The organism is Bradyrhizobium sp. ORS 111 (genome assembly GCF_045571485.1).
In the GTDB taxonomy this organism is placed as follows: domain Bacteria; phylum Pseudomonadota; class Alphaproteobacteria; order Rhizobiales; family Xanthobacteraceae; genus Bradyrhizobium.
Genome location: NZ_CP120701.1, coordinates 4,527,388 through 4,550,346 on the forward strand (window position 1 = coordinate 4,527,388; position 22,959 = coordinate 4,550,346).

Here is a 22,959-nt window from a genome sequence, read left to right on the forward strand (position 1 = left end):
GATACCGGTCGCCGCACCGACGCGAGCCGTCGAGGACGATTGATCTTGCGTCGCGATGCCGTCAATGTGATCGCGATGCTCAGCTTGCGCCAGCTTCAGCAATTCCTCGCCGTCGCCGATAGCATGAGCTTCCGGCAGGCCGCCGAGCGTCTCAACATGGCGCAGCCGCCGCTCACCGCGGCGATCCGGCAGATGGAGGAGCAGCTTGGCGTGCGCCTCCTCGAACGCACCAACCGGATCACCGGTCTGACGGCCGCCGGCGAGGTGCTTCGCGACGAGGCACGGCGCACCATCGCCCAGGCGGACCGGACCGTTGCGCTGACGCGCCGCGCCGGAGCCGGTCTGGTCGGCTCGCTTCGGATCGGCTTCGTCGCCACCGCCGTCCGCCACATCGTGCCGACGCTGATCGCGGCCTTTCGCGAAACCCATCCGGACGTCGCGCTGGATCTGATGGAGGCGCCGACCGCCCGTCAAGTCACGGCGCTGCTCGACGATCGGCTCGATCTCGCGATCGTCGCCCTGCCGCTTCCCGACGGCACCGAGCAGCACATCGCAACGCGCACCATCCTGCGCAGCGCGCTCGTCGCGGCACTTCCATCCCACCACGCACTTGCGCGCGAGCCGGGTACGCGACTGCCGCTCGCCGCATTGGCGAACGAGCCATGGATTCTGTTTCCCGCGAGCGAAGGACCCGGGCTTCACGACCGCGTCATGCGCGCCTGCGCCTCCGCTGGCTTTGTGCCCGAGGTCGCGCAGCGCGCCGTTCAGATGGAGACGATCGTCGGACTGGTCGCGGCAGGGCTTGGCGTGGCGCTGGTGCCCGAGCTGTTCAGGACGGCGGGCTGGGACAACGTGGTCTTCCGCACGATCGGCGGCGCGGCCGTGCCCTATGAAGTCGCGCTGGCCTGGCGGCAGAACGACGGCTCGCCGGCTCTCGCGGCCCTGCTCGCATCGCATAGCGGCCAATAGCGCGTCGTCACAGCACCGTCGCGGCGATACATCCTGCGTATCGCGTCTTGCAGCAAACGGTATTGGATCAACTTCTGAAGTCGCCCTAGATTCCGATCGTCCTGCGGATTTGGGATGGTTACTCACGTCATGAAATTCTTCTTTTTGACCTTGGCGGCCTTGGCATCCAGCTCCGTCAATGCCGCTGGCGCAATCGGCGCCGCGGTTGCACGAGATGACTTTCAGGTCACGACGAACGATGGCGTGCGCCTCTGCGTCCGCGAGCTGCGCCCTCCGGCCGGCATCGAACGCGGCGAGCCCTTGATCCTGCTCCACGGCGCCCGCGTGCCTGGCATCGCGAGCTTCGACCTTGCGGTGCCCGACGGCTCGCTTGCCGCCGACCTCGCGGTGCACACGGGACGGCCCGTCTACGTGATGGACGCCAGGGGCTACGGGTGCTCGCAACGCCCGCCCGAGCTGGATCAACCAGCCGGCGCGAACCGCCCGGTCGTGCATGCCCACGATGTCGCGCGCGACATTGCCGCTGCGGTCGCGGCGGTTCGGCAGCGGTCGAACGGCACGAAGGTCGCCCTGCTGGGCTGGGCCACCGGCGGCATGTGGGCGGCCTACTACACGGCGCAGCATCCCGAACAGGTCGCGCACCTCGTCACGCTCAACGCGCTGTACGGCGGCGCCGATCGTCACGCCCAGCTCGGGCCGGGATCGCCGGTCAGCGATCCGGCGCATCCCGACCGCCTCAACCCAACCATCGGCGCCTATGCGCGCAACGACGCGAACTCGCTGGTGCCGGGCTGGGACAAGTCGATTCCGATTCCCGACAAGGTGGCGTGGCGCGATCCTGCGCTCGTCGCCGCCTATCAGAAGGCCGCGCTGGATAGCGACCCGCAATCCGGCACGCAGGACCCGCCGGCATTCCGCGCGCCACTCGGCGCGATCGAGGACAGCTTCTATCAGGCGAGCGGCCGGCGCCTGTTCGATGCGTCGTCGATCACCGCAAACGTGCTCGTGATCCGCTGTGAGCAAGATTTCTGGAGCCGGCCCGAGGACGCGCAGGCTTTCGCACATGACGCGGTGCGAGCCGCTTCGCTCCGCGTCGTCACGCTGCGGGGGGCAACGCACTACGTGCATCTTGATCGGCCGCAGCATGGACGAGAGCAATTGCTGCAGGAGGTGGTCTCCTTCCTGACCAACTAGCGCTGGCGATCGCGCCGGCCCCTGCGATAGCAGGTCTGCCGCAGCACCGCGACGAGATAGGCTTTGATCTCCGCCCTTGTGCTCGTGTCGGGACGGCTTGTGACGTGCGTTGCGACCGCCCCGGTGAGAATTTGCCGGATGATGTCGAGATCGGCATCGGACGGAAAATCGCCCCGGTCACGGGCTTGCGTGAGCACCGCCTCGATCCACGCCTCGCGATGCTTCAAGCTCGCGTTCCAGTACGCCTCCCGGAGATCGGGATAGTACGGCAGCGCGGTCATCAGGCGACGGATGAGACGGCGCGCACGCGGCTCAGCGATCGCCTGGGCCCAGAGTGCGAGCATCTGCTCGACGTCTCGGCACTGCGGCAGGTCCGGCAGCGTTTGCTGACCGACATGCGCCATGTGGATTGCGGCAATGAGCATCTGGTTCTTGTCAGGGAACCGGCGGTAGACCGTCGGCCTGGTGACGCCGGCGCGTTTGGCGACCTGCTCGATGGTCGTCCCCTCGACCCCGCGCTCGATCAGCAAGTCCACGGCCGCATCGAGGATCGCCACGTCGACATCCGCATTGCGTGGCCGTCCGGGATTTCGGGCAGAACGTCGGGCCGGGGATCGCGTCATTGACATTTGTTTACAGTACTGTACCGTAAATATCAATCCTGAACGCGGGCTTCGCCGCGCGAGTGCTTCGCACGGCGCTCGAGGAGCAAACACCATGAATGAACCCGGTGTGGAAGCCGCCATCCTCGCGATGAACGCACTCGGGGCCGGTATCCTTCTGTTCGTGTCGGGTGTCGTCCAGAACATGATGAACGACATGGACGAGCTCGCTTTCAAGGACTTCGCCCGGACGTTCCTGCGCACGGCGACGAGCGACTTGTTCACCGTCACGATCGGGACCATCCCCATTCTCGCTGTCATCTTCTATTTCGCGGTCTACGGCTTTCATCATTGGTGGTTCAGCGCGGGTATCGTGATCTGGATCATCGCGAGCAGCATCACCAAGATCATCAACCTGCCCGTCTATAACTGGATCAGGGATACGGGCAGCGCCGACGCGGACGAGTTGCGAAAGAAACGCCGCACGCTGCAACTTGGCAATGCATCGCGCGCCTGGGTCACTCTGCTCTCCGTCGTCGTGATGGCGTGCCAGTTCAGTGTCCAGGCAACCGTGCTTGCGGTGGCGTCTTGCGCGGTGATTGCGGGGCCCTCGGCTTGGATGGCGCGCCGATATTTTCGGGTGTGATGCGGGGCTGACTTGCTGGAGACCAACGATGGCGGGATTGATCGACATCCACCACCACATCGTTCCGGAGCCATACGCCAACGCCCTTTCGCGCAAGGGCGTCACCAAAGCACTGGGCGTTCCCTTACCGAAATGGACGCTCGAAGCTGCCCTCGATGTGATGGACAAGAACGAGATTAATACGAGCATCATCTCGTTGTCTGCGCCGGGCGTCTATTTTGCCGGCCTCGACGCTCCCCTTCCCTTTGCATGCGAACTCGCCCGCCACACCAATGACGTCTTCGCTGAACTCGCGGCCGCGCATCCGGGCCGCTTCGCCGCGCTTGCCACTCTGCCGCTGCCTGACGTCGATGCCACACTGCGCGAGCTCGCATACGCCCTCGACCAACTGAAGCTGGACGGTACCGTTCTGTTCTCGAATTACGACGGTTACTATCTCGGCGACCCCAGGTTCGAGGCACTCCATGCCGAGCTCAACCGGCGCAAGGCGGTCGTTTTCGTCCATCCAGCCTCGCCGCCCGGCCTCGATCAATCGCATCTCGGTCTTCCCGAAGCGATGCTGGACGTCTGCTTCGACACCACGCGCACCGCCTATTCGCTGATCGTCGGCGGCGTGATGAAGCGCTATTCGGACATCCGCTTCATCCTGGCGCATGCCGGCGGCGCGGTGCCTTACCTCGCCGGCCGCGTCAGCATGACGGCGACGCTGCTCGCCAATGCCCGCGGAATCGGCGCGGCCGTGGGCGACGCCGCCGGCTTGCTGTCGCGAATCTTCCCCGGGCTCAAGGGGTCGATGCCCGACCTCCTGACCTACTACATCAATTTCAAGGAAAACGTGCTTCCCGAAGGACCCGAGCACTTCCTGAAGCGGTTTTATTACGACACTGCGCTGTCGGCCTCGCCGCATGTCTTTGCCTCCCTGCTCACTGTCGTCGACAGCTCCCACATCCTGTTCGGCAGCGACTATGTCTTCGCCACCCGCGAGGCGGTGCCGCTGACAATTCGCGGCGTCCGCGATCATACGGCCTTTACGCTGGCCGATATCGCCGCGATCACGCGTGACAATGCGGTTCGGCTGTTTCCGCGGCTGGGATGCTGATCTGGTGCGGATCTCACTTGCCAAGCAGCCCGGCACTGTTCCGCAATCTCGCGGCGCCTACGTGATGGGTTACGGCTTATAGGTGCTCGCTCCCGCGAGACTGGGCTTGGTGGTCGCCGTCATCAGCGAGAGACTTGGCCTCCTGAGACCCGCATCCGCATGCCGATTGACGGCAGAATAATCTCTGACTAAAGTCAGATATATGCTTGATGCTGTTTCCCGTGTCCGTCGCTTCAATCGTGCCGTGACATCCGCGGTCGGCGCGCTCGATACGTCGTTCCTCGGGCGCGGCCGGCCGCTTGGGGCGGCACGCGTGCTCAACGCGATCGGGCATGGATGCGCCGAGGTCGGCGACATCAGGGATTATCTCGGCCTCGATTCAGGCCTGATGAGCCGTCTGTTGCGGAGCCTCGAAGACGAGGGACTGATCGAGACCACGACGCATGCGAGCGACGCGCGCCGCCGCACCTGCCGGCTGACGGCGACCGGCCGTCGCGAGTTCAACGCCTATGAAGCGATCTCCAATCGGCAAGCCAGGGATTTCCTCGCCCGCCACACCCAGCGCGAGGCACTGCTGGCGGCGATGGACTTGATCGCCTCGGCGCTCGGGCGCGATGGCACGACCTTACGTGACGCTGATCCGCGCAGCGACGAGGCGCGCTACTGCCTCGGCGCCTATTACGCCGAGCTTGCGCGACGCTTCAAGCAGGGGTTCGACGTCAAGCTCTCGCGCGATCCCGACGCCAAGGACATGGTGCGCCCGCGCGGCGCATTCATCGTGGCGATGTCGGACGGCCTGCCGGTCGGCTGCGTTGGATTGAAAGGCAGCGGCGGCGCGTTGGCGGAAATCAAGCGGCTCTGGGTTGCGCCGGCTGCGCGTGGCCTCGGCCTCGGCCGCCGTCTGATGGAGGCCGCCGAGAACGCCGCGCGCGAGCTCGGCATCACGGTGTTGCGGCTCGACACCAACAGCGCGCTGGGGGAAGCCGGTCAGCTCTACCGTACGAGCGGCTGGACCGAGATTCCGCGCTTCAACGACGACCCCTACCCCGATCTGTTCTTCGAGAAACGCGTCTGACTGGCGAATGCGATGGCCGATTGGCCATCCGGCACCGCCAGAGCTATGATCAGCGGGAGCTGAACGTGTCCTTCTGCCCGAGGTTCAAGAAATCAAACGGAGGATGGTAATGGCGGTCCCTTGCAAGTTCGAACGCAGCATTCTCAGCCACGAAGAACATGAGACAGTCCGCCTGACGCATCATCCAGCGATCTACCACGTAGAGGTCGCCGAGCTCGAGGCCATGCGGCCCCACTTGCGCAAGATGCGCGACAAGGAGCGAACGCTCGGCCGGCAAAAAGCAGCGCGAGGGACGCGGAAAGGCCGAGGCTCGCGGGTCAAGCTTTCCAGGAACCGTCAAGCATGCTTCGGAGCGCAAGCAGGTCTTCGCCGCAGCGCTGAAGCGCGTGAACACCGAGCTCAGGCGCCTGCACAACCTGGCGGCCCGGACGGCGCATGTCGAAGCAGCTCGAAAGGCCCTCGCGCTGCACCGGGCCGCGAACTTCATGACTTATCCGCCGGCCGGAACTACTGCGGGCGAAGGCATGGTGCCGAAGCCGAGCGAACGCCGAAGAAAGATCGTGGCGGGCGCGAAAATCGGACGCGTGTCGCAGGCGACCAAAGTTGCTCAGGCGGTGCGTGACGCGCGTGGTGAGCGAAGCAAAGCGGACGTGGCTGGGACTTCATGAGTATCGGCCCTGATACGATCGTATGACAATTCGCCCCATCGTCCGCTATCCCGATCCTCGGCTCGCGCTGCCTGCCCAACCCGTGACCGTGTTCGACGATGCGCTGCGCGAGCTGGCGGGCGACCTGCTCGACACCATGCATGCGGCGCCCGGCATCGGCATCACCGCGCCGCATATCGGCGTCTCCTCGCGCGTCGTGGTGCTGGAGCTCGACGCCGGCGAAGGCCCAAGGACCTACGTCAACCCCGAGATCATCCGGACCTCGCCCGAGATGATCTTGCATCGGGAAGGCAGCGTCTCGATGCCTGGCGTGGTCGACGAGGTCGAGCGTCATGCCCGCGTCCGCATCCGCTATCAGGACCTCGACGGCAACATGCAGACCGAGGACTCCGACGGCCTGCGCGCGGTGTGCCACCAGCACGAGATCGATCAGCTCGATGGCATGTTCTGGATCAAGCGGCTGTCCCGCCTCAAGCGCGAGCGGCTGATCAAGCGGTTCGAGAAGCTGTCGCGGGGGTGAGCTGAGAGAGCCCCCACCCGCCGCGCTCAGGCGCGCACGAGCGCTGCCGAGCGCGTCGGCAAGCGCAGGGCTATCGCATTTGGGAGAAGAGCGCCCTGTGACCATCCTTCGAGACGCCCGCCTTTGGCGGGCTCCTCAGGATGAGGTCTTGTTTTGCGGCACAATAGTAGACCCTCATGGTGAGGAGCGCCGCTTGCGGCGCGTCTCGAACTACGAGGCCGAGTTCGTGCGCAGCCGCCCAAGGGCCATATGCGATTCCCCTACCCGCAAACGGGGGAGGCTAAGTCAGTTTTGCCGATAGACCGGTCGAACCAAAATTTGTCGCCTTCACCCGCCCGCGATCAAATCCTTCGCCAGCGCCATGTAGGCCGGTAGCGTCACGGGATCGTTGGCGGCATTGCCGGCGACCGGGTGCGAGGCGTAGCGCGCGATCACCATCTCGGCTTTCGGATCGATGTAGATGCCCTGGCCATACACGCCGCGCGCCATGAAGGCGCCGTGCGCATTGTGCGTGACCCACCACTGATTCCGGTAGGAGGCGCCGGGCAAGGTGGTGTAACCGGCCGGCTTGAACTTCTCGCGATCGCCGCCGCGCGCGATGTCCTCGACCACCGAAGCCGGCACGATCTGGCGGCCATTGAAGCGGCCGTGATTGCGGATCGTCTCGCCGAAGCGGGCCAGATCGCGCAGCGTCGTCGACAGGCCGCCGCCGCCGCTCTCGGTGCCGATGCGGTCGACGTGATAATGCGCGTCCTCCTCCGCCCCCATCGGCGTCCAGATCCGCTCGGAGAGAAGATCGGACAATGTCATGCCGCTGGCGCGCCGGCAGATCCAGGCCAGCACGTCGGAATTGACGGTCTTGTAGGCGAAGGCCTTGCCGTGCTCGCCCTGCTTCTTCTGCGCACAGAGAAAATCGAAAATCGTGGTCGGGCCCTGATAGCCTTCCGGGATCGGCGCCATGCCATTGGCGCGCCGCAGCCCCCACACGTCGGAGTTCTTGTCGGTATAGACCTCGGTGTAAGCGAGGCCCGTGGTCATATCCATTGCCTCATGCACGCGCGCGTCGCCGAATGCACTGGCCTTCAGCTCGGGCACATAGTCCGTGATCGGAGCTTGCGGATCGATCTTGCCCTCGGCGACCAGGATGCCGGCCAGCGTGCCGGTGAACGACTTCGTCACGGACATCCCGATATGCGGCTTGTGCGGCTTCAGCGCGCCGAAATAGCGCTCGTAGATCAGCCTGCCCCGGTGCAGCACGGCGATGCCGTCGGCATAGGTTTCCTCGAGCATGCGCGCAAAGGTCATCGGACGGCCGTCCATGGTGACCGACGCCGACGCGCCGATGTCATGGTCCTCGCGCGGCAGCACCGACGCGGGCCCCGGCCCCCGCCAGACATTCACCGTCGGCACCAGTTGCCGCAGATTGCTCCAGGCCCAGCGCAGCTCGGGAAAGCTGCGGAACGAGCCGTCCTGGAACGTGACGGTCTTGTCCTGAGGCGGCGGAAAGCCCTGCATCCAGCCGAGCGTTTGCGGATCGGTCTCGGCGGCGGTGGGAGTTTGTTGTTGGTTGGATGCAGTCGCGACGGACATCAAGGCTGGCTCCGGGACGGGACGATGCCGAGTCGTACCATGCGGGGTCATGCCACACATCTCGCGTTTGCGCCGGGCGCCTTGCCGCTATGTCATGACGAACGGACGGGTGGTCGTGCCGTCATCCCGCGGCGGCCCGCTCGATCGCGGCGATGTCGATCTTCGTCATCGTCATCATCGCCTCCATCGTGCGCTTGCCGACAGCGCGATCGGTGCTGTTGACGAGTTCGAGCAGCCGCCGCGGCGTGATCTGCCAGGCAAAGCCCCAGCGATCCCGGCACCACCCGCAAGGCAATTCCTTGCCGCCATTGCCGGTGACCGCATTCCAGTAGCGGTCGGTCTCGTCCTGGCTGTCGGTAAGCACCATAAAGCTGACCGCTTCGGTCGGCGTGTAGGTGGGGCCTCCGTTCAGCCCCACAAAGCGCCGGCCGAGCACAGTGAACTCGACCGTCAGTTCCTCGCCCTGCCCGATGCCCGGTATCGGCGATGGATGGCCCGCGCCGACATGGCTGTCGGGAAAGGTCGCAGCGTAAAACTCCGCTGCTTCGCGCGCCCGGCCTTGGTCGAACCAGAGGCATGTGACGAGGTCGGTCATGATAGTCTCCTTCCAAGAACTGTATTCGGCTGATTTCGAGCGCCGCGCCTCAGCTCGATCTATGACGATGGAGAGTTCCCGCTGACGGGGAGCCCCTCGGTGATCGTCACCAGATACCAGGCATGAGCCTATAGCGCGTTCGGCCGGCATAGTCAGCATAGCCCGACAATTCGGCCTGGAGCAGACGATCTTCCAGCCGCGTGCGGAGAACCAGCAGCACGATCGCCAATGCAGCCGGCAACAAGGCCCACCACGAGGCGAGCGCAAGCGGAATTGCGATGAACATTGCTATCGCAGCGACATAGCCGGGATGCCGGACGAATCGGTACGGCCCGGATGTAATCACCCGTTGCGCTCGCTCCTGCTGGATCCGAACGCCCGGCTCGAAGAACGGATTGACGGCTTGAGCCCATGTCGTGACCGCGACGCTGCCGACAAACAGGAGATAGCCGACCACGACGAGCCAGAGCGGGACGTCGGACCATCCCATCCGTCCTGCGTCGAGCGTCGCGATTGGAATTTCAAGAACCAGGGCCGGGAGCATGACCGCGAGCAGGATGAGATCCCATGTCTTGGTCCCCGGCTGGAAACGGCTGCGAGCGCGGTAGATCATCGGATTCACCCGTGCAAGGAGCAGCGCCGAAAGCCCAAACGCCGCGACAAGAACCGCGACGAAGATCCAACCCGGCCCCCAACCGATCCTCCCTGCCGGAACGACGACCAGGGCAACGAGCACAAGTGGCAAGCCTACGGCATAGAGGATCGCCGTGGCGCGCGACATCGGTTTCGGATCGACAGCCGCGTTCATATTGCCCTCTCCCATAAGCTGGTCCCCTTGCCGCTGTTGGTCAGGCGCCTGCCTGCGTGGCCGGCTGCCCGCGGAAGACCCACCCGAAATACAAACAGACGAGAAAGAGGACAAAGTGGATCGCACCGCGCACCGCACTGAGCTGCGGCGACTGCACGGCATCCGTCCACACGAGCGGAATCGGGATATTCGCCAGGTAGAAGTAGAACTGCATCCCGCTGCTGACGAAAAATGCGCCGGCGAGAAACTTGCGATACTCGCGATAGCGCACCGCGATGTAGAGCGTCGGCAGGCCGACGACTATGATTGCACCCACGAGATAGGGAAGCATGGCTTCCTCCGAGCCTTGCGGTTGCCCACCAGCTTAAATCCATTATATTCGGGATATGTCGAATATGTCAAAGCAAGAAAGGTTGGGCAAGGCCGAGCGGCAATTCATCGAGGACGTGGCTCGCCTGCTCCTGCCCTGGGGCGTGCCATCCGCCGCGGCCCGGCTTTACGGTTACCTGCTGCTGCGTCCCCGCCCGGTCAGCCTCGACCAGATCAGCAACCAGCTCGATATCAGCAAGAGCAGCGCCAGCGTAGCAGCGCGGTTGCTGGAGAGCTACACGCTGGCGCGCCGGCATCGCGAGCCCGGAACGAAACGAGCGCTCTACGCCGTCGCCGACGATTACGAGACCATGATCCAGCAGCAGAACCGCCTGCTCGATACGTTGGCCGACCAGTTCGCCGCCGGAACCGGGATCACAACATCCAGGGATGTGAGCGCGCGCTTGAAGGAGATGGCGGATTTCTACCGGATCATGCGCGGCGCCATGGAGGACGCCGTCGCTCGCTGGAAACGGAGCCGGTCGTCTTAGGCATCGTAAGGCGGATGAGCCTTCGCGATTGTCAGATACGAGCGAATGATCTCAGCTTCGGACCGTCTCTGGGTCAGCCTCTCGAAATTCCCCGGTCAAAAGAATTCGGGATCGGTTGTCGGATCGCGCGCCGATCGTTCGTTCTAGGGCATGATCCGGAAAAGTGCGAAGCAGTTTTCCGAAAAGATCACGGTCAAACGAGGGACTGAAGCGCGATGACAATCTCATCGCGCTTTAGGGACGCCAGACCAGCGACGCGGAGAGAAACCATGACCATCACCATTACCGCCTTTGAACGATCGCCCGATGGCGGCAAGGGGCTGGCGCGGGATACCCGCGTTCGCTGGGCGCTTGAGGAAGTCGGCCAGCCTTACGAGGTGCGGCTGGTTTCGTTCCGCGCGATGAAGGAGCCGGCGCATCTGGCGCTGCATCCGTTCGGCCAGATACCGACCTATGAGGACGGCCATCTCGCGCTGTTCGAGACAGGCGCGATCGTGCTCCATATCGCCGAGCAGCGTGCGGGCTTGCTGCCTGACGATGCCAATGCCCGGGCGCGCGCGATCGCATGGATGTTTGCCGCGCTCAACACGGTGGAGCCGCCGATCCTCGAGCTCGTCATCGCCAAGTTCGTAGAAGGCGACAAGCCCTGGAGCAAGGAGCGCCTGCCTCTGGTCATGGATCGCATCCGCGACCGCCTGAGGCAACTCTCCGCGCGCCTTGGCGATGCCGACTGGCTCGATCGCGCCTTCAGCGCGGGCGACCTGATGATGGTGTCGGTGCTGCTCAGGCTGAGGGCATCGGGCATTCTGGACGAATTTCCGAACCTCGCCGCTTACGTCGCTCGCGGTGAGGTGCGGCCTGCCTACCAGCGGGCTTTCGAGGCGCAGTTGGCAGTCAATAGCGGCAGGCCATTCACTGGCTAACGTAGCCCGCATGAGCGAAGCGACATGCGGGAGTAAGGTGCGGTCCGGACGAAGGAGCCCGGATATCGCTGGTTCAACGTGTCAAACAGCATGAGGATACGCTGCATAGTCGATACAGCGGTACGCCCGAAACAGCGCCGTCGCCGACCTGCTGCGCGTCAGTCGTGCGATATGGACAGCCCCGCGAGAAGCGGAGCGCACGCGGCGAGCCTGCAGGATACGAACTCGGTGAAGCGGCAGACGCGACCCGCCAACCGCGGCGTGGTGGCTCCACCGGATCGATTTCGCACCGCCGATGTGCGGATTTCCGCACTGAACGCCTGATGCCGGCGGACCCATCTCGAGGTTCTCAGAGGCCTCCCCCGGACGAGGCAAGGACGAAACACAAAGGAAGCAGCATGTCGAAATTGGAAGGCAAGGTTGCCGTCATCAGCGGAGGAACGACGGGCATCGGCTTAGCGATAGCTCAGCGGTTCGTCACAGAAGGCGCTCACGTCTTTACCTTCGGCCGTCGAAAGGCACAACTCGATGCGGCAGCCAAACTTATCGGACGCAACGTTACCGCGATCCAGGCCGACGCTGCGAAGCTCTATGACCTTGACCATGTCGCTGCGGCAGTACGGAAGGAAAAGGGTACGGTCGACATCATCGTGTCCAACGCGGGTTTCACTGAGCAGGCTTCGATCGACACCATTACGCCTGAGCACTTCGACAAGGCATTCAATCTCATGGCCCGCGGCCCCGTCTTCCTGGTGCAGAAGTTGCTGCCGCTGATGACGGGCGGCGGGTCGATCGTCCTGGTCTCCTCGGCCATGCACCGGATGGGCATTCCCGGCCATACCGCCTACGCGGCGACCAAGGCGACGCTGCGCTCCTATGCGCGTACCTGGGCGGCGGAATTCAAGGATCGGGGCATTCGAGTCAACGTGCTCAGCCCCGGCGTCACCGACACCCCGATACTCGACTCTCAGTCGGCGACACGTGAGGAGCTGGTGAACATGTACCAGGGCATGATCCCAATCGGTCGACTCGCTCGAGCCGATGAGATGGCCAGCGCGGCGCTCTTTCTCGCGTCCGACCAGAGTTCCTACATGACGGGCGCGGATCTGATGAGCGACGGCGGGATCGGCCAAGTCTGAGGGCCAACCGAAGGAGAGTGCGCCGTCGCCGACCTGCCGCGTGTCAGTCGCGCGATACGGACAGCCCCGTGAGAAGCGGAGCGTACGCGGCGAGCCTGCGGGATACGAACTCCGTGAAGAGCCGCACGCGTTTCGTCTTGCGTGTCTCCCCCTGTGTGAGAAGCCAGAGCGTTCCGTACATGTGCAGGTCGGTGCCCGGCACCCTCACCAGTAGTGGGTCGGCATCGCCAACGAAGCACGGCAGTGTCGTCATCCCGAGCCCCTGCCGTACCGCGACGAACTGCGCCTCGGCATCTGTGACCCTGAACGGAATCTCGGCGGCGCGAACCTCACCCTCGTGGGCCCAGTCCGGTATTCCATGAATGCTGATGACGATCCAGCGGATGGGATCAGGCGCGCCCGCACGCCACGCGGCGAGTCGATCGCGGGATATGTAGATGCCGCCGAACAGCTCCGGTCCCTTCAGGCCGTGCAGATTGAGCGGCAGGGTTTTGCGGTCGTAGACGACGCGGATCGCGACGTCGGCCTCTCGGTTGGTCAGATTTGCCAGCTCGCCGGACGACAAGATTTCCATCTCGATGTCCGGATACAGACGCGCGAAATCGGAGAAGTCCGGCATGAGCAGGTGTGTCGCAAGCGACGGTGCCAGTGTCACCCGCAAAAGGCCGCGCACGCTCTGGTCGCGGCCAAAGACGCGCGTCTCCAGCAGGTGCGACGACGCTTCCATCTGGTCCGCGAGCTCGAGGACCTCCTCCCCCGCAGCCGTCAGGCGGTAGCCCGAAGGCAGCTTCTCGAACATGCGTGCCCCGAGCCGTTCCTCCAGTTGGGCGACGCGTCGCAGCACGGTCGAGTGGTTCACCCCGAGGCGCTCGGCGGCGGCCCGCACCGAGCCTCCGCGCGCGACGGCAAGAAAGTAGCGAACGTCATCCCAGTCGATCATGGTGCAATCCAGCACCGCTGGGGTGCGCCTTCCAAAGCCCGTGCCCAATGCGTCGAACAGCATCTCGTATGTGAGTAGCACGGGCGACCATCGTAGCCCATGCTGACAAGCGCGGCCCCATTCCGAACGGCGGACACCGAGCGTCACCGCCGGCGCCGGTCGTCCAGCCGGATCGATTTCGCACCACCGATGTGCGCGCTTCTGCACTCAACTCCTGACGCCGGCGGACCCATGTCGAGGTTCTCGGGGGCATCCCCGGACGAACCAAAAACGGAGCCTGAAGAGAGAAGTCATGGGAAAGCTTGAGGGTAAGGTTGCAGTCATCACGGGTGGATCGAGCGGCATGGCGCTGGCGAGCGCCAAGCGGTTCGTTGAAGAAGGCGCCTATGTTTTCATCATGGGCCGGAGGCAGGAGGCGCTCGACGAGGCCGTCAAGCTGATTGGCCGGAACGTGACCGGCGTGCGCGGCGACGCATCCAATCTCGACGACCTCGACCGCCTGTTCGATACGGTCGAGCGGGAAAAGGGCAAGATCGACGTCCTGTATGCAAGCGCCGGCACGGGCGAAGCCGTCCCACTGGGCGAGATTACCGAGCAGCATTTCGATGCGACCTTCGGCCTGAATACGCGCGGCACGCTGTTTACGGTGCAAAAGGCGTTGCCGCTGTTCAACGATGGCGGATCGATCTTCATGACCGGATCAGTTGCTTCGGTGAAAGGTTTTCCTGGTTACAGCGTGTATGCGGCGAGCAAGGCGGCGCTGCACGCATTCGCACGCGGGTGGCTCAACGAACTGAAGGGCAGGAATATCCGGGTGAACGTGCTGCACCCGGGGCCGATTGCCACACCGATGCAGGACCAAGTTCTCGACGACGAGGCGAAGCGGATGTTCGAATCCCTGATCCCGCGGGGAAAGATGGGTCGTCCTGAGGAAATTGCGGCGGCCGCGCTGTTTCTTGCTTCAGACGATTCAAGCTTCGTGAATGGGCTGGAGCTGTCTGTCGACGGCGGCTTCTCGGCCATCTGAAAGGCCGGGGAATCAATATCAACACGGATCGGAGAAGTATCATGAGCTATGCGATTGTAGGATTCGGTGCGGTCGGCCAGGCCCTCGCCCGGGCCTTCGCCCGTAAGAACATCAAGGTGGCCGTTGCGAGCCGCCGGCCGCCTGAGGCGTTGGCACTGCAGGCTCAGGCAATTGGACCCACGGTCGTCGCCAAGTCACTGCGGGATGCACTCGAGGCCGACATGATCATCCTGGCGGTCCCGTTCGGGGAGCATCGCGAGGTTGCGAAGGCCCTGCCGAGCTGGAAAGGCAAGACGATCATCGACGTGATGAACGCATTGGTTCCCCTTGAGGAGCTGGACAGTCTCCTGTCCTCCGCCTTCGTCGCTAAGGCGTTCACCGGTGCCAAGCTCGTGAAAGGCTTTAATCACCTGATTGCGGCCAAGCTGGCTGCCGATCCGATCGTCGAAGGCGGCCACCGGGTCGTCTTTCTGTCGAGCGACGACGAGGACGCGACCGCTCCCGTGGCGGCCTTGGCCAAACAACTTGGGTTCGCACCCGTCAACCTGGGAAAGCTCAACGAGGGTGGCGCGCTGGTGCACGCACGCGGCCGCACTTGGGGCCCGCTCATCTTCCAGGATTTGTTCAAGAAAGAGCAGTGAACGAAGGCGTATGGACGCTGTTCGAAGAGCGGGAAGACGCCCGACGGAGCGGCTTCAGATCTGCTCGGTTTCAGCGACTATCGGCATCGATCGGTCGATCTTGTTGAATTCATCGAGCGTGCAGAGGTCGCGTTTCGCCAGGAAAGTACCGTCAGTTTCGGTGACGACAACCTCCAACGGCTGGAGATTCAAGTGCATCGGTCATGGCAAGGTTTCTCTTAGCCTTCAGGCGATTTTCGCGAACTTCGCCTACATGCTCCGAAGGAAGTCGATCATCGCTGTGCTGACCTCAGCCGCACGTTCCTGCTGGGTCCAATGGCCGCAAGCCGCGAGTATGATAGGCGGTCGGAGTTTGGGAACGAAGCTCGACTGCTTGGCTATGGCCTGTTCAAACGCAGTAGCAACGAAGTCGCGGTCGCCCACGATGTAGAGCGCCGGGACAGATACCGCCGTCCCGTCAAAGGGGGCCATGAGCTCCCAGCCGCGATCAATGTTGCGCCACCAGGCGAGAGGACCGTGAAACCCGCTCCGCGTGAATGCTTCGACATAAACATCGATGTCCGAATCCGTGATCCAAGCCGGCAAGGATGCCGGATCGGATAGCAAAGCACCCTGGCGGGGCATCATCCCGCCAGCAAACCCGCCGCCCGCGGACGGCGGCCTGTCACCCGAGAGCGAGTAGAACTGACCACGGAACGTGCGCCGCAAGTCCTTCCCGAGAGCCACTTCAGCCTGGGGGGTTTGGAGGAAGAGCTGGTAGAACACCGCATCTTTGGTCCGCGGCATGAGCGTCGTTGGTGGCCCCGAACTGCCAAACGCGCGCGGCCGGAACGGTGGGCTGAGAGCGATGACGGCCCGGAAGATGTCGGGGCGCAGAAGCGCCGTTTGCCATGCTATCGCGGCGCCGATGTCGTGGCCGGCGATCACCGCTTGCTTAGCACCCAGACCATCGACCAGACCCACGATGTCGCCGATGTCATCGAGAATCGTATACTTCTCCGCCTCCTCCGGACGGTCGCTCTGCCCATAGCCGCGCAAGTCGGGTGCCACCGCACGGAACCCGGCCTTCGCCAGCGCCGGGAGCTGATGCCGCCAGGAATACCAGCACTCGGGAAAGCCGTGGCAGAGGATGATGAGCGGACCGTCACCCTGCTCGGCAACGTGCAAACGGATGCCGTTCGTCTCGATCATGCGATGCGTCACCTCGGGCATCGTCGAATCCGACCAAGATGTCGACTGAGCGCTGGCCCCGCTCGACTCGGGGGTGGCAGCGCTTGACCGCTCCGCGAACGCGGCACCGACGGTGAGCGCGCCTGCCGCCCAAAGCATGTCGCGTCGCGATAGCGTCGTGTCTCGTATTGCGCTGCTCGCTTCATGGTCGCTCGGCTGCAGCTTCGGCATCACCATGACTCCTTCATTGCGCTGGTGCGGGATTGGCCATGAGCAAACCGAGCGGCACGAGTGGACCGACTGCGATGTACTCGTGGTCCATGAGATTTGCCTTGCCCAGCGGCAGGCCTTCCATGATCGTCTGCGCCTCGGCGACGTCCTTCGTATCCAGCAACAAGACGACTCCACGGCCATCGCCACGTGAATACCATTGGCGAATCTTGCCACTGAGATAGAGCTGCACGGTCGCCCGGATTTCAGCAGGCATGACGGCCATCACCTGTTCGCGCGCGACACCGGCCTTCACGCCAAGGATGACGATCACGCCGGTGGCCGTGGGCGAGAAGGTCTGAGCCTTGACAGCGGATGTGGTGGACGTAGCTCCCATCAGCGTCAGGGCGAGTGCAAAGACGACGTGACGGAGGAGGTTCGCCGTTCTCTTTTCTGCGATCATTGCGGGCTTCCTTCCAGGTGGCCGCTCGCCGGCTGCATTCTTGGTGACTTGCGCTGTTTTGGCGTCCGAGCTCTGGCCGTTCACATAGAAGCTCGAGATGTCGTTTGCCTCATCGATTTGTTCACATATGGTGTTCACAAATGAACAGGAGTGATGCCCGTGACCTGGCAGTGGGATGACGTACGCTTCTTCCTGGCCGTAGCGCGCGCCGGCAGCCTGTCGGGAGCTGCCCGTACCTTGGGCGTGGGTCATGTGACGGTTGGGCGGCGGGTCGCGCTGCTCGAGGAGCGGCTCGGGGTGTCACTGCTGAACCGGACCCCGGATGGCTTTGTGCCCACGTCGGCCGGGGAGGCCATCCTGCGCCAATGCGCGGCAATGGAGAGCGCCGCCATGGATCTTGAGCGCATTGTCGCCGGACGCGACGCGCTGCTCACGGGCTCGGTTCGGATAACCACGACCGAGGCGCTCGCCTATCAGTTGGTAGCGCCTGCCATTGCGGCGCTGCGCGAAACCCATCCGGAGCTGCGTGTCGATTTGATCGCCGGCGTTCGCTCGCTCGACATCGCGCGCCGCGAGGCCGACCTTGCGATCAGATTTCGCCGGCCGTCGGCTTCGGACCTCGTTTGTCGCAAGTTAGGCGAAGTCGCCTTCTCACTTTACGCGTCGAAGCACTACCTGGCGAGCACAGGAGTCCCGAAGCAGGGCCGGGGATTGGCGGATTTCGACCTGATCACCTTCACAGCGCCCCCAACCGCGATGAAGCCTTTCATGGGCGAGTCGCTCGAAGGTGCGCGGATAGCGCTTCGCTGCGACAACCCTCTCATCCAGCTTCGAGCCGCGGCGAGCAAAGCGGGCATTGCCGAAGCTGCCTGCTTTCTCGGCGATTCCGCGCCGGATCTGGTCCGCGTTTGGCCCGACAGGGCGCCGGCACGACGCGTGCTGTGGCTGATCGTGCATCAGGACATGCGGCGCGCCGCCCGCATCAGAGCCGTCTCAAGCGCAATCGCCGAAGCGTTCCGCCGCCAGAGACGCATTTTGGAGCACGGCAGCCTCACCCCGACTTAGGTGCACGAAGTATTGCATCCGTCCTGCCTCACTCCCACTCGATTGTTCTAAGTCATGTTAACGCGCTGATTTTCCAGCGCGAAATTTTTCTGCGTGTATCAAAGAACCGTATCCCCGATCCGTCAGAAATTCGGGCTATTGATTTCAAACAGAAATTTCGATGATCGGCAATTTGCACGATTTCAGGGACTATCGCTATCGATTGGTTGATTTCAGGCGAAATCGGGCCAGCAACCGATCACCGAGGCGCGGAAAAAAGACCGTCACAGCTGTTTGGACCGGAACGCACACCTTGCCATGCTCACAGAGCGGGTAGCGGCGGCGGACTTATTCGAGGCGGCATGGGCCCCGGATGCGCCGCGCGAAAGACCTGCGGCGCGGATCCCGTCCTCCGCCGCGCTTCACGAAATTTCCTCCCACATGTCGAAATCGCGGCCGCTCGGACGACATCGGTTCAGCGGCGCATCGGCGGCGCTTTCAGACGAGGGAGGTAGAGATGAGTGTCAAACTCTATGGATTGTCGGGCAGCCCCAACGCCCGCGGCGCGATGCTGGGTCTGGCCGAGAAAGGTGTGGATTACGAGTTGGTCAACTTGATGCCACCAGCCTGGAAGACGCCCGAACATCTGGCGCGCAATCCGTTCGGCAAAGTGCCAGTGCTCGATCACGACGGCTTCGAAATCTACGAAACCCAGGCCATTTTGCGCTATGTGGACGAGGCCTTTCCCGGTCCCGCGCTCCAGCCGACGAACGCGCGCGAAGTGGCGCGCATGAACCAGGTGATCGGGATCATAGATTGCTACCTCGGCCCGTCCTGGGCCGATGGCATTGGATTCGAGCGACTGGTCGCGCCAAACTTGACGGGCCGTCCAACCGACATGGGACAGGTCGAAGCAGCCATGCCGATGGCGCGAAGCTGCGCCGATGCACTCGAGGCTTTGATCGCTGCGCCCTACCTAACCGGTGAAGTCTTGAGTCTCGCCGACTTCCGTCTAATGCCACTTTTCGACTGGTTACGCTTGACGCCTGAGGGCGAGACGATCCTCGCTGGCAAGAGTAAGCTCGCCCAATGGTTCCGGCACGTCAGCGAGCGCCCGAGCGCTAAGGCGATCCTGCAGCACTAGCGAAGCCTTCTTGGGCTTGCGGGAAGTGGACAGTTAGACGAGGAGACCTTTCATGCAGTATATGCTGCTGATTCATGCGAACGAAACCGCCTTCGCCGCCTTGCCGAAAGATCAGGTCGAGCAGACGCTCGGCGCTTATACCGCCTATACCGAAGCGCTGAAGAAAGCGGGGGCCCTGGTCGACAGCAATCGTTTGCAGCCGATCGCGGCAGCTACGACTGTGCGCATCTCCAATGGCAAGACACAAGTTCTTGACGGTCCGTATGCCGAGGCAAAAGAGCAGATCGGCGGCTATTACTTGATTGAAGCGCCCGACCTCGACGCGGCGATTGCTTGGGCGGCGCGTTGTCCGGGTGCTTCGTATGGTACGATGGAAATTCGGCCGGTCCTCGCGATCTATTCTCAATAACTGCGTGATGAGCGGTTACGACAGCCAAGCGCATAACGCAGCCGCCATGGCGGCGCGCCGAAGCTATGGCCGCCTCGTCGCCTTGTTGAGCGCTCGCACGCGCGATGTCGCGAGAGCTGAGGACGCTTTGTCCGAGGCTTTCGCTGCGGCGCTGGCCGAATGGCCGAGGAGCGGCACGCCGCGCAATCCTGAAGCCTGGCTGCTCGCCGTCGCGCGGCGCAGATCGATCGACGCCGCGCGACATGGGCGCACGGCCACCGAGGCGAGCGGCCACCTCCAGCTGCTGGCCGAAGAGATGGCGGCGATGGCCGAAGAATCCGCGCCTATCCCCGATGAGCGCTTGAGCCTGATGTTCGCCTGCGCCAATCCCGCAATCGAAAGCTCGATACGGACGCCCCTTATTTTGCAGACCATTCTCGGCTTCGACGCCGAGACTATCGCCTCAGCCTTCCTCGTTGCGCCGGCGACGATGGGACAGAGGCTCGCCCGCGCTAAAGCCAAGATCAGGCTCGCCGGCATTCCGTTTCGCAGGCCCGACCGGGAGAACATGCCGGAGCGGCTCGACGCTGTCCTCGCTGCGATCTACGCGGCCTTCGCCGAGGGGTGGAGCGATCCCACCGGCGCTGAGGCGAAAACGCGTAATCTCGCCGAGGAGGCGATCTGGCTCGGCCGGCTCATCGCAGAACTCTTACCGAACGAGCCGGAAGTGCTCGGTCTGCTGGCGCTGATGCTCTATTCCGACGCGCGGCGGTCGGTGCGCCGCGATGCGGACGGCGAGTTCGTTCCGCTTAACGAGCAGGATCCTGTGCGCTGGGACGGCGCCCTGATCGACGAGGCCGAGACTTTGCTGAGAAGAGCGCAGCGGCTTGATGCGATCGGGCGCTATCAACTGGAGGCCGCGCTCCAATCGGCGCATGTTGCGCGGCGGCTCGGCCGCGGCGTCGATTGGCCCGCGATCGTTGAGCTCTACGACGCGCTTTGCAGCCTGACCATGTCGCCAGTCGCCGCGATCAACCGCACCGTGGCTCTGGCCGAGACCGAAGGCGCCGCCGCGGGCCTCGCCGCGCTCGACACAATTGCAGTAGACGCTCGGCTCGCCGAATATCAGCCCTATTGGGCGGTGCGCGCCGATCTACTGGCCCGAGCCGGCGAACGAGCGGCCGCGCATGAGGCTTATGATCGAGCAATCGGTCTTGAGTCTGACCCGGCCGTGCGGCGATTCTTGCAGCGGCGACAAGCGGCAGTGTGACATTGCGACGTGGAGCGCCGCATCGCCGAATTCAGCCAGGTCTGAGCCGTCGTTGCGGAGCCACAACAATTCGCCTGACGAAAAAGACCGTCAACGCGACCTGCTCGATGTGACGGTCTTTTTGTTTCCGCCAGTATCACTTCGAAAAGAACCGTCAGAAAGACCGTCAACCTGTTCAGCCATAGGGGCTAAAGCCTGCTTGCGATCAGGCAAAACCCCTCGATCAATCAATGAATTATCGGATCGTTCAGTGCTATGGACGATGCATCGCTGATGATATCATGAAGAAGATAAATCATTGAATTATATAGGTAGTTTTTCAATGGCCGCCGTCCCCTCACTCCCACTCAATCGTCCCCGGCGGCTTGCTCGTCACGTCGTACACCACCCGGTTCACGCCCTTCACCTCGTTGATGATGCGCGTGGCGGTTTCCCCTAAGAATTTCATCTCGAAGGGATAGAAGTCCGCGGTCATGCCGTCGGTCGAGGTGACAGCGCGCAGGCCGACGACGTAGTCGTAGGTGCGGCCGTCGCCCATCACGCCGACGGTCTTCACCGGCAGCAGCACGGCGAAGGCCTGCCAGATTTCGTCGTAGAGACCGTGCTTGCGGATCTGGTCGATGTAGACGGCGTCGGCGTTGCGCAGGATGTCGAGCTTCTCCCTGGTGATGTCGCCGGGGCAGCGGATCGCAAGGCCCGGGCCCGGGAACGGGTGGCGACCGACGAAGATCTCGGGCAGGCCGAGCTCGCGGCCGAGCACGCGCACCTCGTCCTTGAACAATTCGCGCAAGGGCTCGACGAGCTTCATGTTCATGCGTTCGGGCAGGCCGCCGACATTGTGGTGCGACTTGATCGTCACCGAGGGGCCGCCGGTGAAGGAGACGCTCTCGATCACGTCGGGATAGAGCGTGCCCTGCGCCAGGAATTCGGCGCCGCCGATCTTCTTCGCCTCCGCCTCGAACACGTCGATGAAGAGCCGGCCGATGGTCTTGCGCTTCGTTTCCGGATCGGTGACGCCGGCGAGCTCGCCGAGGAACTGCTTCGACGCATCCACGTGCACCAGCGGAATGTTGTAGTGGTGGCGGAACAGGTCGACGACGGTCTTGGCCTCGTCGAGCCGGAGCAGGCCGTGATCAACGAACACGCAGGTGAGCTGGTCGCCGATCGCCTCGTGGATCAGGACAGCGGCGACCGCGGAATCGACGCCGCCGGACAGGCCGCAGATCACCTTGCCCTTCCCGACCTGGGCGCGGATCTTCTCGATCGCCTCCTCGCGAAACGCGCGCATGGTCCAGTCGCCGGAGAACCCTGCGATCTTGCGCACGAAGTTGCGCAACAGCAATGCGCCGTCGGGCGTGTGCGCCACCTCCGGATGGAACTGCATCGCGTAGAACTTGCGCTTGTCGTCGGCGATGACAGAGATCGGCGAGCCCGGCGCGCGCGCCACGGCGCGAAAACCGTCGGGCAACTTGGTGACACGGTCGCCGTGGCTCATCCAGACGTCATACTGGCCGCCCTTCAGCCAGACGCCCTCAAACAGCGCGCAGTCGTCGGTGACCTCGATGGTGGCGCGGCCGAACTCGCGGTGATGCCCGCCCTCGACGATGCCGCCGAGCTGCTGGGCCATGGTCTGCTCACCATAACAGATGCCGAGCACCGGCACGCCCGCCGTCAGCACCGACATCGGCGCCGACGGCGCGTTGGCGTCGAGCACGGAGGCCGGGCCGCCGGAGAGGATCACCGCCTTCGGCTTCATCTCTCTGAAGGCGGCCTCGGCCTTCTGGAACGGGACGATCTCGGAATAGACGCCCATCTCGCGGACGCGGCGGGCGATCAGTTGCGTCACCTGACTGCCGAAATCGACAATCAGAATCTTGTCATGCGCCGAGGCCACGGAGGGCGTCGACGACTCGCGGGCTGTTTGCTGGGCTGTCATGGCAAGCAGATACGCGACACCGCCCGCCCCCGCAACCG

Annotated in this window: 27 protein-coding genes and 1 pseudogene; 16 read left to right on the forward strand and 12 right to left on the reverse strand. The window is 63.7% G+C overall.

Annotation, left to right across the window (positions count from 1 at the left end; translation table 11 throughout):
* The first annotated feature begins 45 nt into the window (after positions 1-45).
* Entirely contained in the window at positions 46-969 is a 924-nt protein-coding gene (locus P6U30_RS21205; RefSeq protein WP_407164863.1) for a LysR family transcriptional regulator, read from the forward strand.
* 129 nt (positions 970-1,098) lie between these two features.
* Positions 1,099-2,163: an alpha/beta fold hydrolase gene (locus P6U30_RS21210; protein WP_407164864.1), complete on the forward strand. Its 1,065-nt coding sequence runs from the start codon at positions 1,099-1,101 to the stop codon at positions 2,161-2,163.
* Here the strand turns inward: P6U30_RS21210 and P6U30_RS21215 are convergent.
* Entirely contained in the window at positions 2,160-2,720 is a 561-nt protein-coding gene (locus P6U30_RS21215; protein ID WP_407164865.1) for a TetR/AcrR family transcriptional regulator, read from the reverse strand. The genes P6U30_RS21210 and P6U30_RS21215 overlap by 4 nt on opposite strands.
* Positions 2,721-2,880: 160 nt before the next feature.
* On the opposite strand from P6U30_RS21215, the gene P6U30_RS21220 reads away from it, so the two are divergent.
* The 3 genes from P6U30_RS21220 to P6U30_RS21230 all read left to right on the forward strand — a co-directional run bounded on the left by P6U30_RS21220 (position 2,881) and on the right by P6U30_RS21230 (position 5,585).
* Positions 2,881-3,411 (forward strand): hypothetical protein, encoded by a 531-nt coding sequence (locus tag P6U30_RS21220; protein WP_407164866.1) that lies wholly within the window; start codon positions 2,881-2,883, stop codon positions 3,409-3,411.
* A 28-nt stretch (positions 3,412-3,439) separates the two neighbouring features.
* A complete protein-coding gene (locus tag P6U30_RS21225) occupies positions 3,440-4,510 on the forward strand; it encodes an amidohydrolase family protein (protein ID WP_407164867.1) in 1,071 nt (356 codons plus the stop codon).
* Positions 4,511-4,712: 202 nt separating this feature from the next.
* On the forward strand, positions 4,713-5,585 hold the full coding sequence (locus tag P6U30_RS21230) for a GNAT family N-acetyltransferase (RefSeq protein WP_407164868.1): 873 nt from the start codon (positions 4,713-4,715) through the stop codon (positions 5,583-5,585).
* A gap of 49 nt (positions 5,586-5,634) precedes the next feature.
* Here the strand turns inward: P6U30_RS21230 and P6U30_RS21235 are convergent, their stop codons facing one another.
* Positions 5,635-5,925 carry a hypothetical protein gene (locus P6U30_RS21235; protein ID WP_407164869.1) on the reverse strand — a complete coding sequence of 97 codons (291 nt, stop codon included), beginning with the start codon at positions 5,923-5,925 and terminating at the stop codon, positions 5,635-5,637.
* 46 nt (positions 5,926-5,971) lie between these two features.
* On the opposite strand from P6U30_RS21235, the gene P6U30_RS21240 reads away from it, so the two are divergent.
* Together P6U30_RS21240 and P6U30_RS21245 are read left to right on the forward strand one after the other, a co-directional pair.
* A complete protein-coding gene (locus P6U30_RS21240) occupies positions 5,972-6,253 on the forward strand; it encodes a hypothetical protein (protein ID WP_407164870.1) in 282 nt (93 codons plus the stop codon).
* 22 nt (positions 6,254-6,275) lie between these two features.
* A complete protein-coding gene (locus P6U30_RS21245) occupies positions 6,276-6,773 on the forward strand; it encodes a peptide deformylase (protein WP_407164871.1) in 498 nt (165 codons plus the stop codon).
* Positions 6,774-7,100: 327 nt separating this feature from the next.
* Here the strand turns inward: P6U30_RS21245 and P6U30_RS21250 are convergent, their stop codons facing one another.
* The 4 genes from P6U30_RS21250 to P6U30_RS21265 all read right to left on the reverse strand — a co-directional run bounded on the left by P6U30_RS21250 (position 7,101) and on the right by P6U30_RS21265 (position 10,097).
* Positions 7,101-8,363: a serine hydrolase domain-containing protein gene (locus P6U30_RS21250; RefSeq protein WP_407164872.1), complete on the reverse strand. Its 1,263-nt coding sequence runs from the start codon at positions 8,361-8,363 to the stop codon at positions 7,101-7,103.
* A gap of 121 nt (positions 8,364-8,484) precedes the next feature.
* On the reverse strand, positions 8,485-8,958 hold the full coding sequence (locus tag P6U30_RS21255; RefSeq protein ID WP_407164873.1) for a VOC family protein: 474 nt from the start codon (positions 8,956-8,958) through the stop codon (positions 8,485-8,487).
* A 106-nt stretch (positions 8,959-9,064) separates the two neighbouring features.
* Positions 9,065-9,766, reverse strand: a complete 702-nt coding sequence (locus P6U30_RS21260) for a methyltransferase family protein (protein ID WP_407164874.1) — start codon at positions 9,764-9,766, stop codon at positions 9,065-9,067.
* A 40-nt stretch (positions 9,767-9,806) separates the two neighbouring features.
* Positions 9,807-10,097, reverse strand: coding sequence for a hypothetical protein (locus P6U30_RS21265; RefSeq protein WP_407164875.1), 291 nt, complete (start codon positions 10,095-10,097; stop codon positions 9,807-9,809).
* Positions 10,098-10,161: 64 nt separating this feature from the next.
* Between P6U30_RS21265 and P6U30_RS21270 the strand changes: the two genes are divergently transcribed.
* Positions 10,162-10,626 carry a GbsR/MarR family transcriptional regulator gene (locus tag P6U30_RS21270; protein ID WP_407164876.1) on the forward strand — a complete coding sequence of 155 codons (465 nt, stop codon included), beginning with the start codon at positions 10,162-10,164 and terminating at the stop codon, positions 10,624-10,626.
* A 269-nt stretch (positions 10,627-10,895) separates the two neighbouring features.
* Positions 10,896-11,549 (forward strand): glutathione S-transferase family protein, encoded by a 654-nt coding sequence (locus P6U30_RS21275; protein WP_407164877.1) that lies wholly within the window; start codon positions 10,896-10,898, stop codon positions 11,547-11,549.
* 158 nt (positions 11,550-11,707) lie between these two features.
* Here P6U30_RS21275 and P6U30_RS21280 read toward each other — a convergent pair.
* Positions 11,708-11,794 (reverse strand): annotated as a pseudogene (locus P6U30_RS21280) (LysR family transcriptional regulator); the annotation flags it as partial.
* 153 nt (positions 11,795-11,947) lie between these two features.
* Between P6U30_RS21280 and P6U30_RS21285 the strand changes: the two are divergent.
* Positions 11,948-12,688 carry an SDR family NAD(P)-dependent oxidoreductase gene (locus P6U30_RS21285; protein ID WP_407164878.1) on the forward strand — a complete coding sequence of 247 codons (741 nt, stop codon included), beginning with the start codon at positions 11,948-11,950 and terminating at the stop codon, positions 12,686-12,688.
* Between the two features lie 43 nt (positions 12,689-12,731).
* Here P6U30_RS21285 and P6U30_RS21290 read toward each other — a convergent pair whose 3' ends face one another.
* Positions 12,732-13,628 carry a LysR family transcriptional regulator gene (locus P6U30_RS21290; RefSeq protein ID WP_407164879.1) on the reverse strand — a complete coding sequence of 299 codons (897 nt, stop codon included), beginning with the start codon at positions 13,626-13,628 and terminating at the stop codon, positions 12,732-12,734.
* A gap of 292 nt (positions 13,629-13,920) precedes the next feature.
* On the opposite strand from P6U30_RS21290, the gene P6U30_RS21295 reads away from it, so the two are divergent.
* Both P6U30_RS21295 and P6U30_RS21300 read left to right on the forward strand, forming a co-directional pair.
* Complete coding sequence (locus P6U30_RS21295; protein ID WP_407164880.1) at positions 13,921-14,655, forward strand: SDR family NAD(P)-dependent oxidoreductase; 735 nt, start codon at positions 13,921-13,923, stop codon at positions 14,653-14,655.
* A gap of 41 nt (positions 14,656-14,696) precedes the next feature.
* Positions 14,697-15,296: an NADPH-dependent F420 reductase gene (locus tag P6U30_RS21300; RefSeq protein ID WP_407164881.1), complete on the forward strand. Its 600-nt coding sequence runs from the start codon at positions 14,697-14,699 to the stop codon at positions 15,294-15,296.
* Positions 15,297-15,350: 54 nt separating this feature from the next.
* Here the strand turns inward: P6U30_RS21300 and P6U30_RS21305 are convergent, their stop codons facing one another.
* The 3 genes from P6U30_RS21305 to P6U30_RS21315 are packed head-to-tail and all read right to left on the reverse strand — an operon-like array spanning position 15,351 to position 17,139.
* Entirely contained in the window at positions 15,351-15,488 is a 138-nt protein-coding gene (locus tag P6U30_RS21305) for a hypothetical protein (protein WP_407164882.1), read from the reverse strand.
* Positions 15,489-15,545: 57 nt separating this feature from the next.
* Positions 15,546-16,697 carry an alpha/beta fold hydrolase gene (locus P6U30_RS21310; protein WP_407164883.1) on the reverse strand — a complete coding sequence of 384 codons (1,152 nt, stop codon included), beginning with the start codon at positions 16,695-16,697 and terminating at the stop codon, positions 15,546-15,548.
* 13 nt (positions 16,698-16,710) lie between these two features.
* Positions 16,711-17,139 (reverse strand): hypothetical protein, encoded by a 429-nt coding sequence (locus tag P6U30_RS21315; protein ID WP_407164884.1) that lies wholly within the window; start codon positions 17,137-17,139, stop codon positions 16,711-16,713.
* A gap of 159 nt (positions 17,140-17,298) precedes the next feature.
* Here P6U30_RS21315 and P6U30_RS21320 point away from each other — a divergent pair, with 159 nt between their 5' ends.
* The 4 genes from P6U30_RS21320 to P6U30_RS21335 all read left to right on the forward strand — a co-directional run bounded on the left by P6U30_RS21320 (position 17,299) and on the right by P6U30_RS21335 (position 20,985).
* A complete protein-coding gene (locus P6U30_RS21320) occupies positions 17,299-18,204 on the forward strand; it encodes a LysR family transcriptional regulator (protein WP_407164885.1) in 906 nt (301 codons plus the stop codon).
* A gap of 496 nt (positions 18,205-18,700) precedes the next feature.
* Positions 18,701-19,327 carry a glutathione S-transferase family protein gene (locus tag P6U30_RS21325; protein ID WP_407164886.1) on the forward strand — a complete coding sequence of 209 codons (627 nt, stop codon included), beginning with the start codon at positions 18,701-18,703 and terminating at the stop codon, positions 19,325-19,327.
* Between the two features lie 52 nt (positions 19,328-19,379).
* A complete protein-coding gene (locus P6U30_RS21330; protein ID WP_407164887.1) occupies positions 19,380-19,736 on the forward strand; it encodes a YciI family protein in 357 nt (118 codons plus the stop codon).
* A 7-nt stretch (positions 19,737-19,743) separates the two neighbouring features.
* Positions 19,744-20,985 (forward strand): RNA polymerase sigma factor, encoded by a 1,242-nt coding sequence (locus P6U30_RS21335; protein WP_407164888.1) that lies wholly within the window; start codon positions 19,744-19,746, stop codon positions 20,983-20,985.
* Between the two features lie 337 nt (positions 20,986-21,322).
* Here the strand turns inward: P6U30_RS21335 and guaA are convergent, their stop codons facing one another.
* Positions 21,323-22,921 carry a glutamine-hydrolyzing GMP synthase gene (gene guaA, locus P6U30_RS21340; RefSeq protein ID WP_407164889.1) on the reverse strand — a complete coding sequence of 533 codons (1,599 nt, stop codon included), beginning with the start codon at positions 22,919-22,921 and terminating at the stop codon, positions 21,323-21,325.
* Between the last annotated feature and the right edge of the window lie 38 nt (positions 22,922-22,959).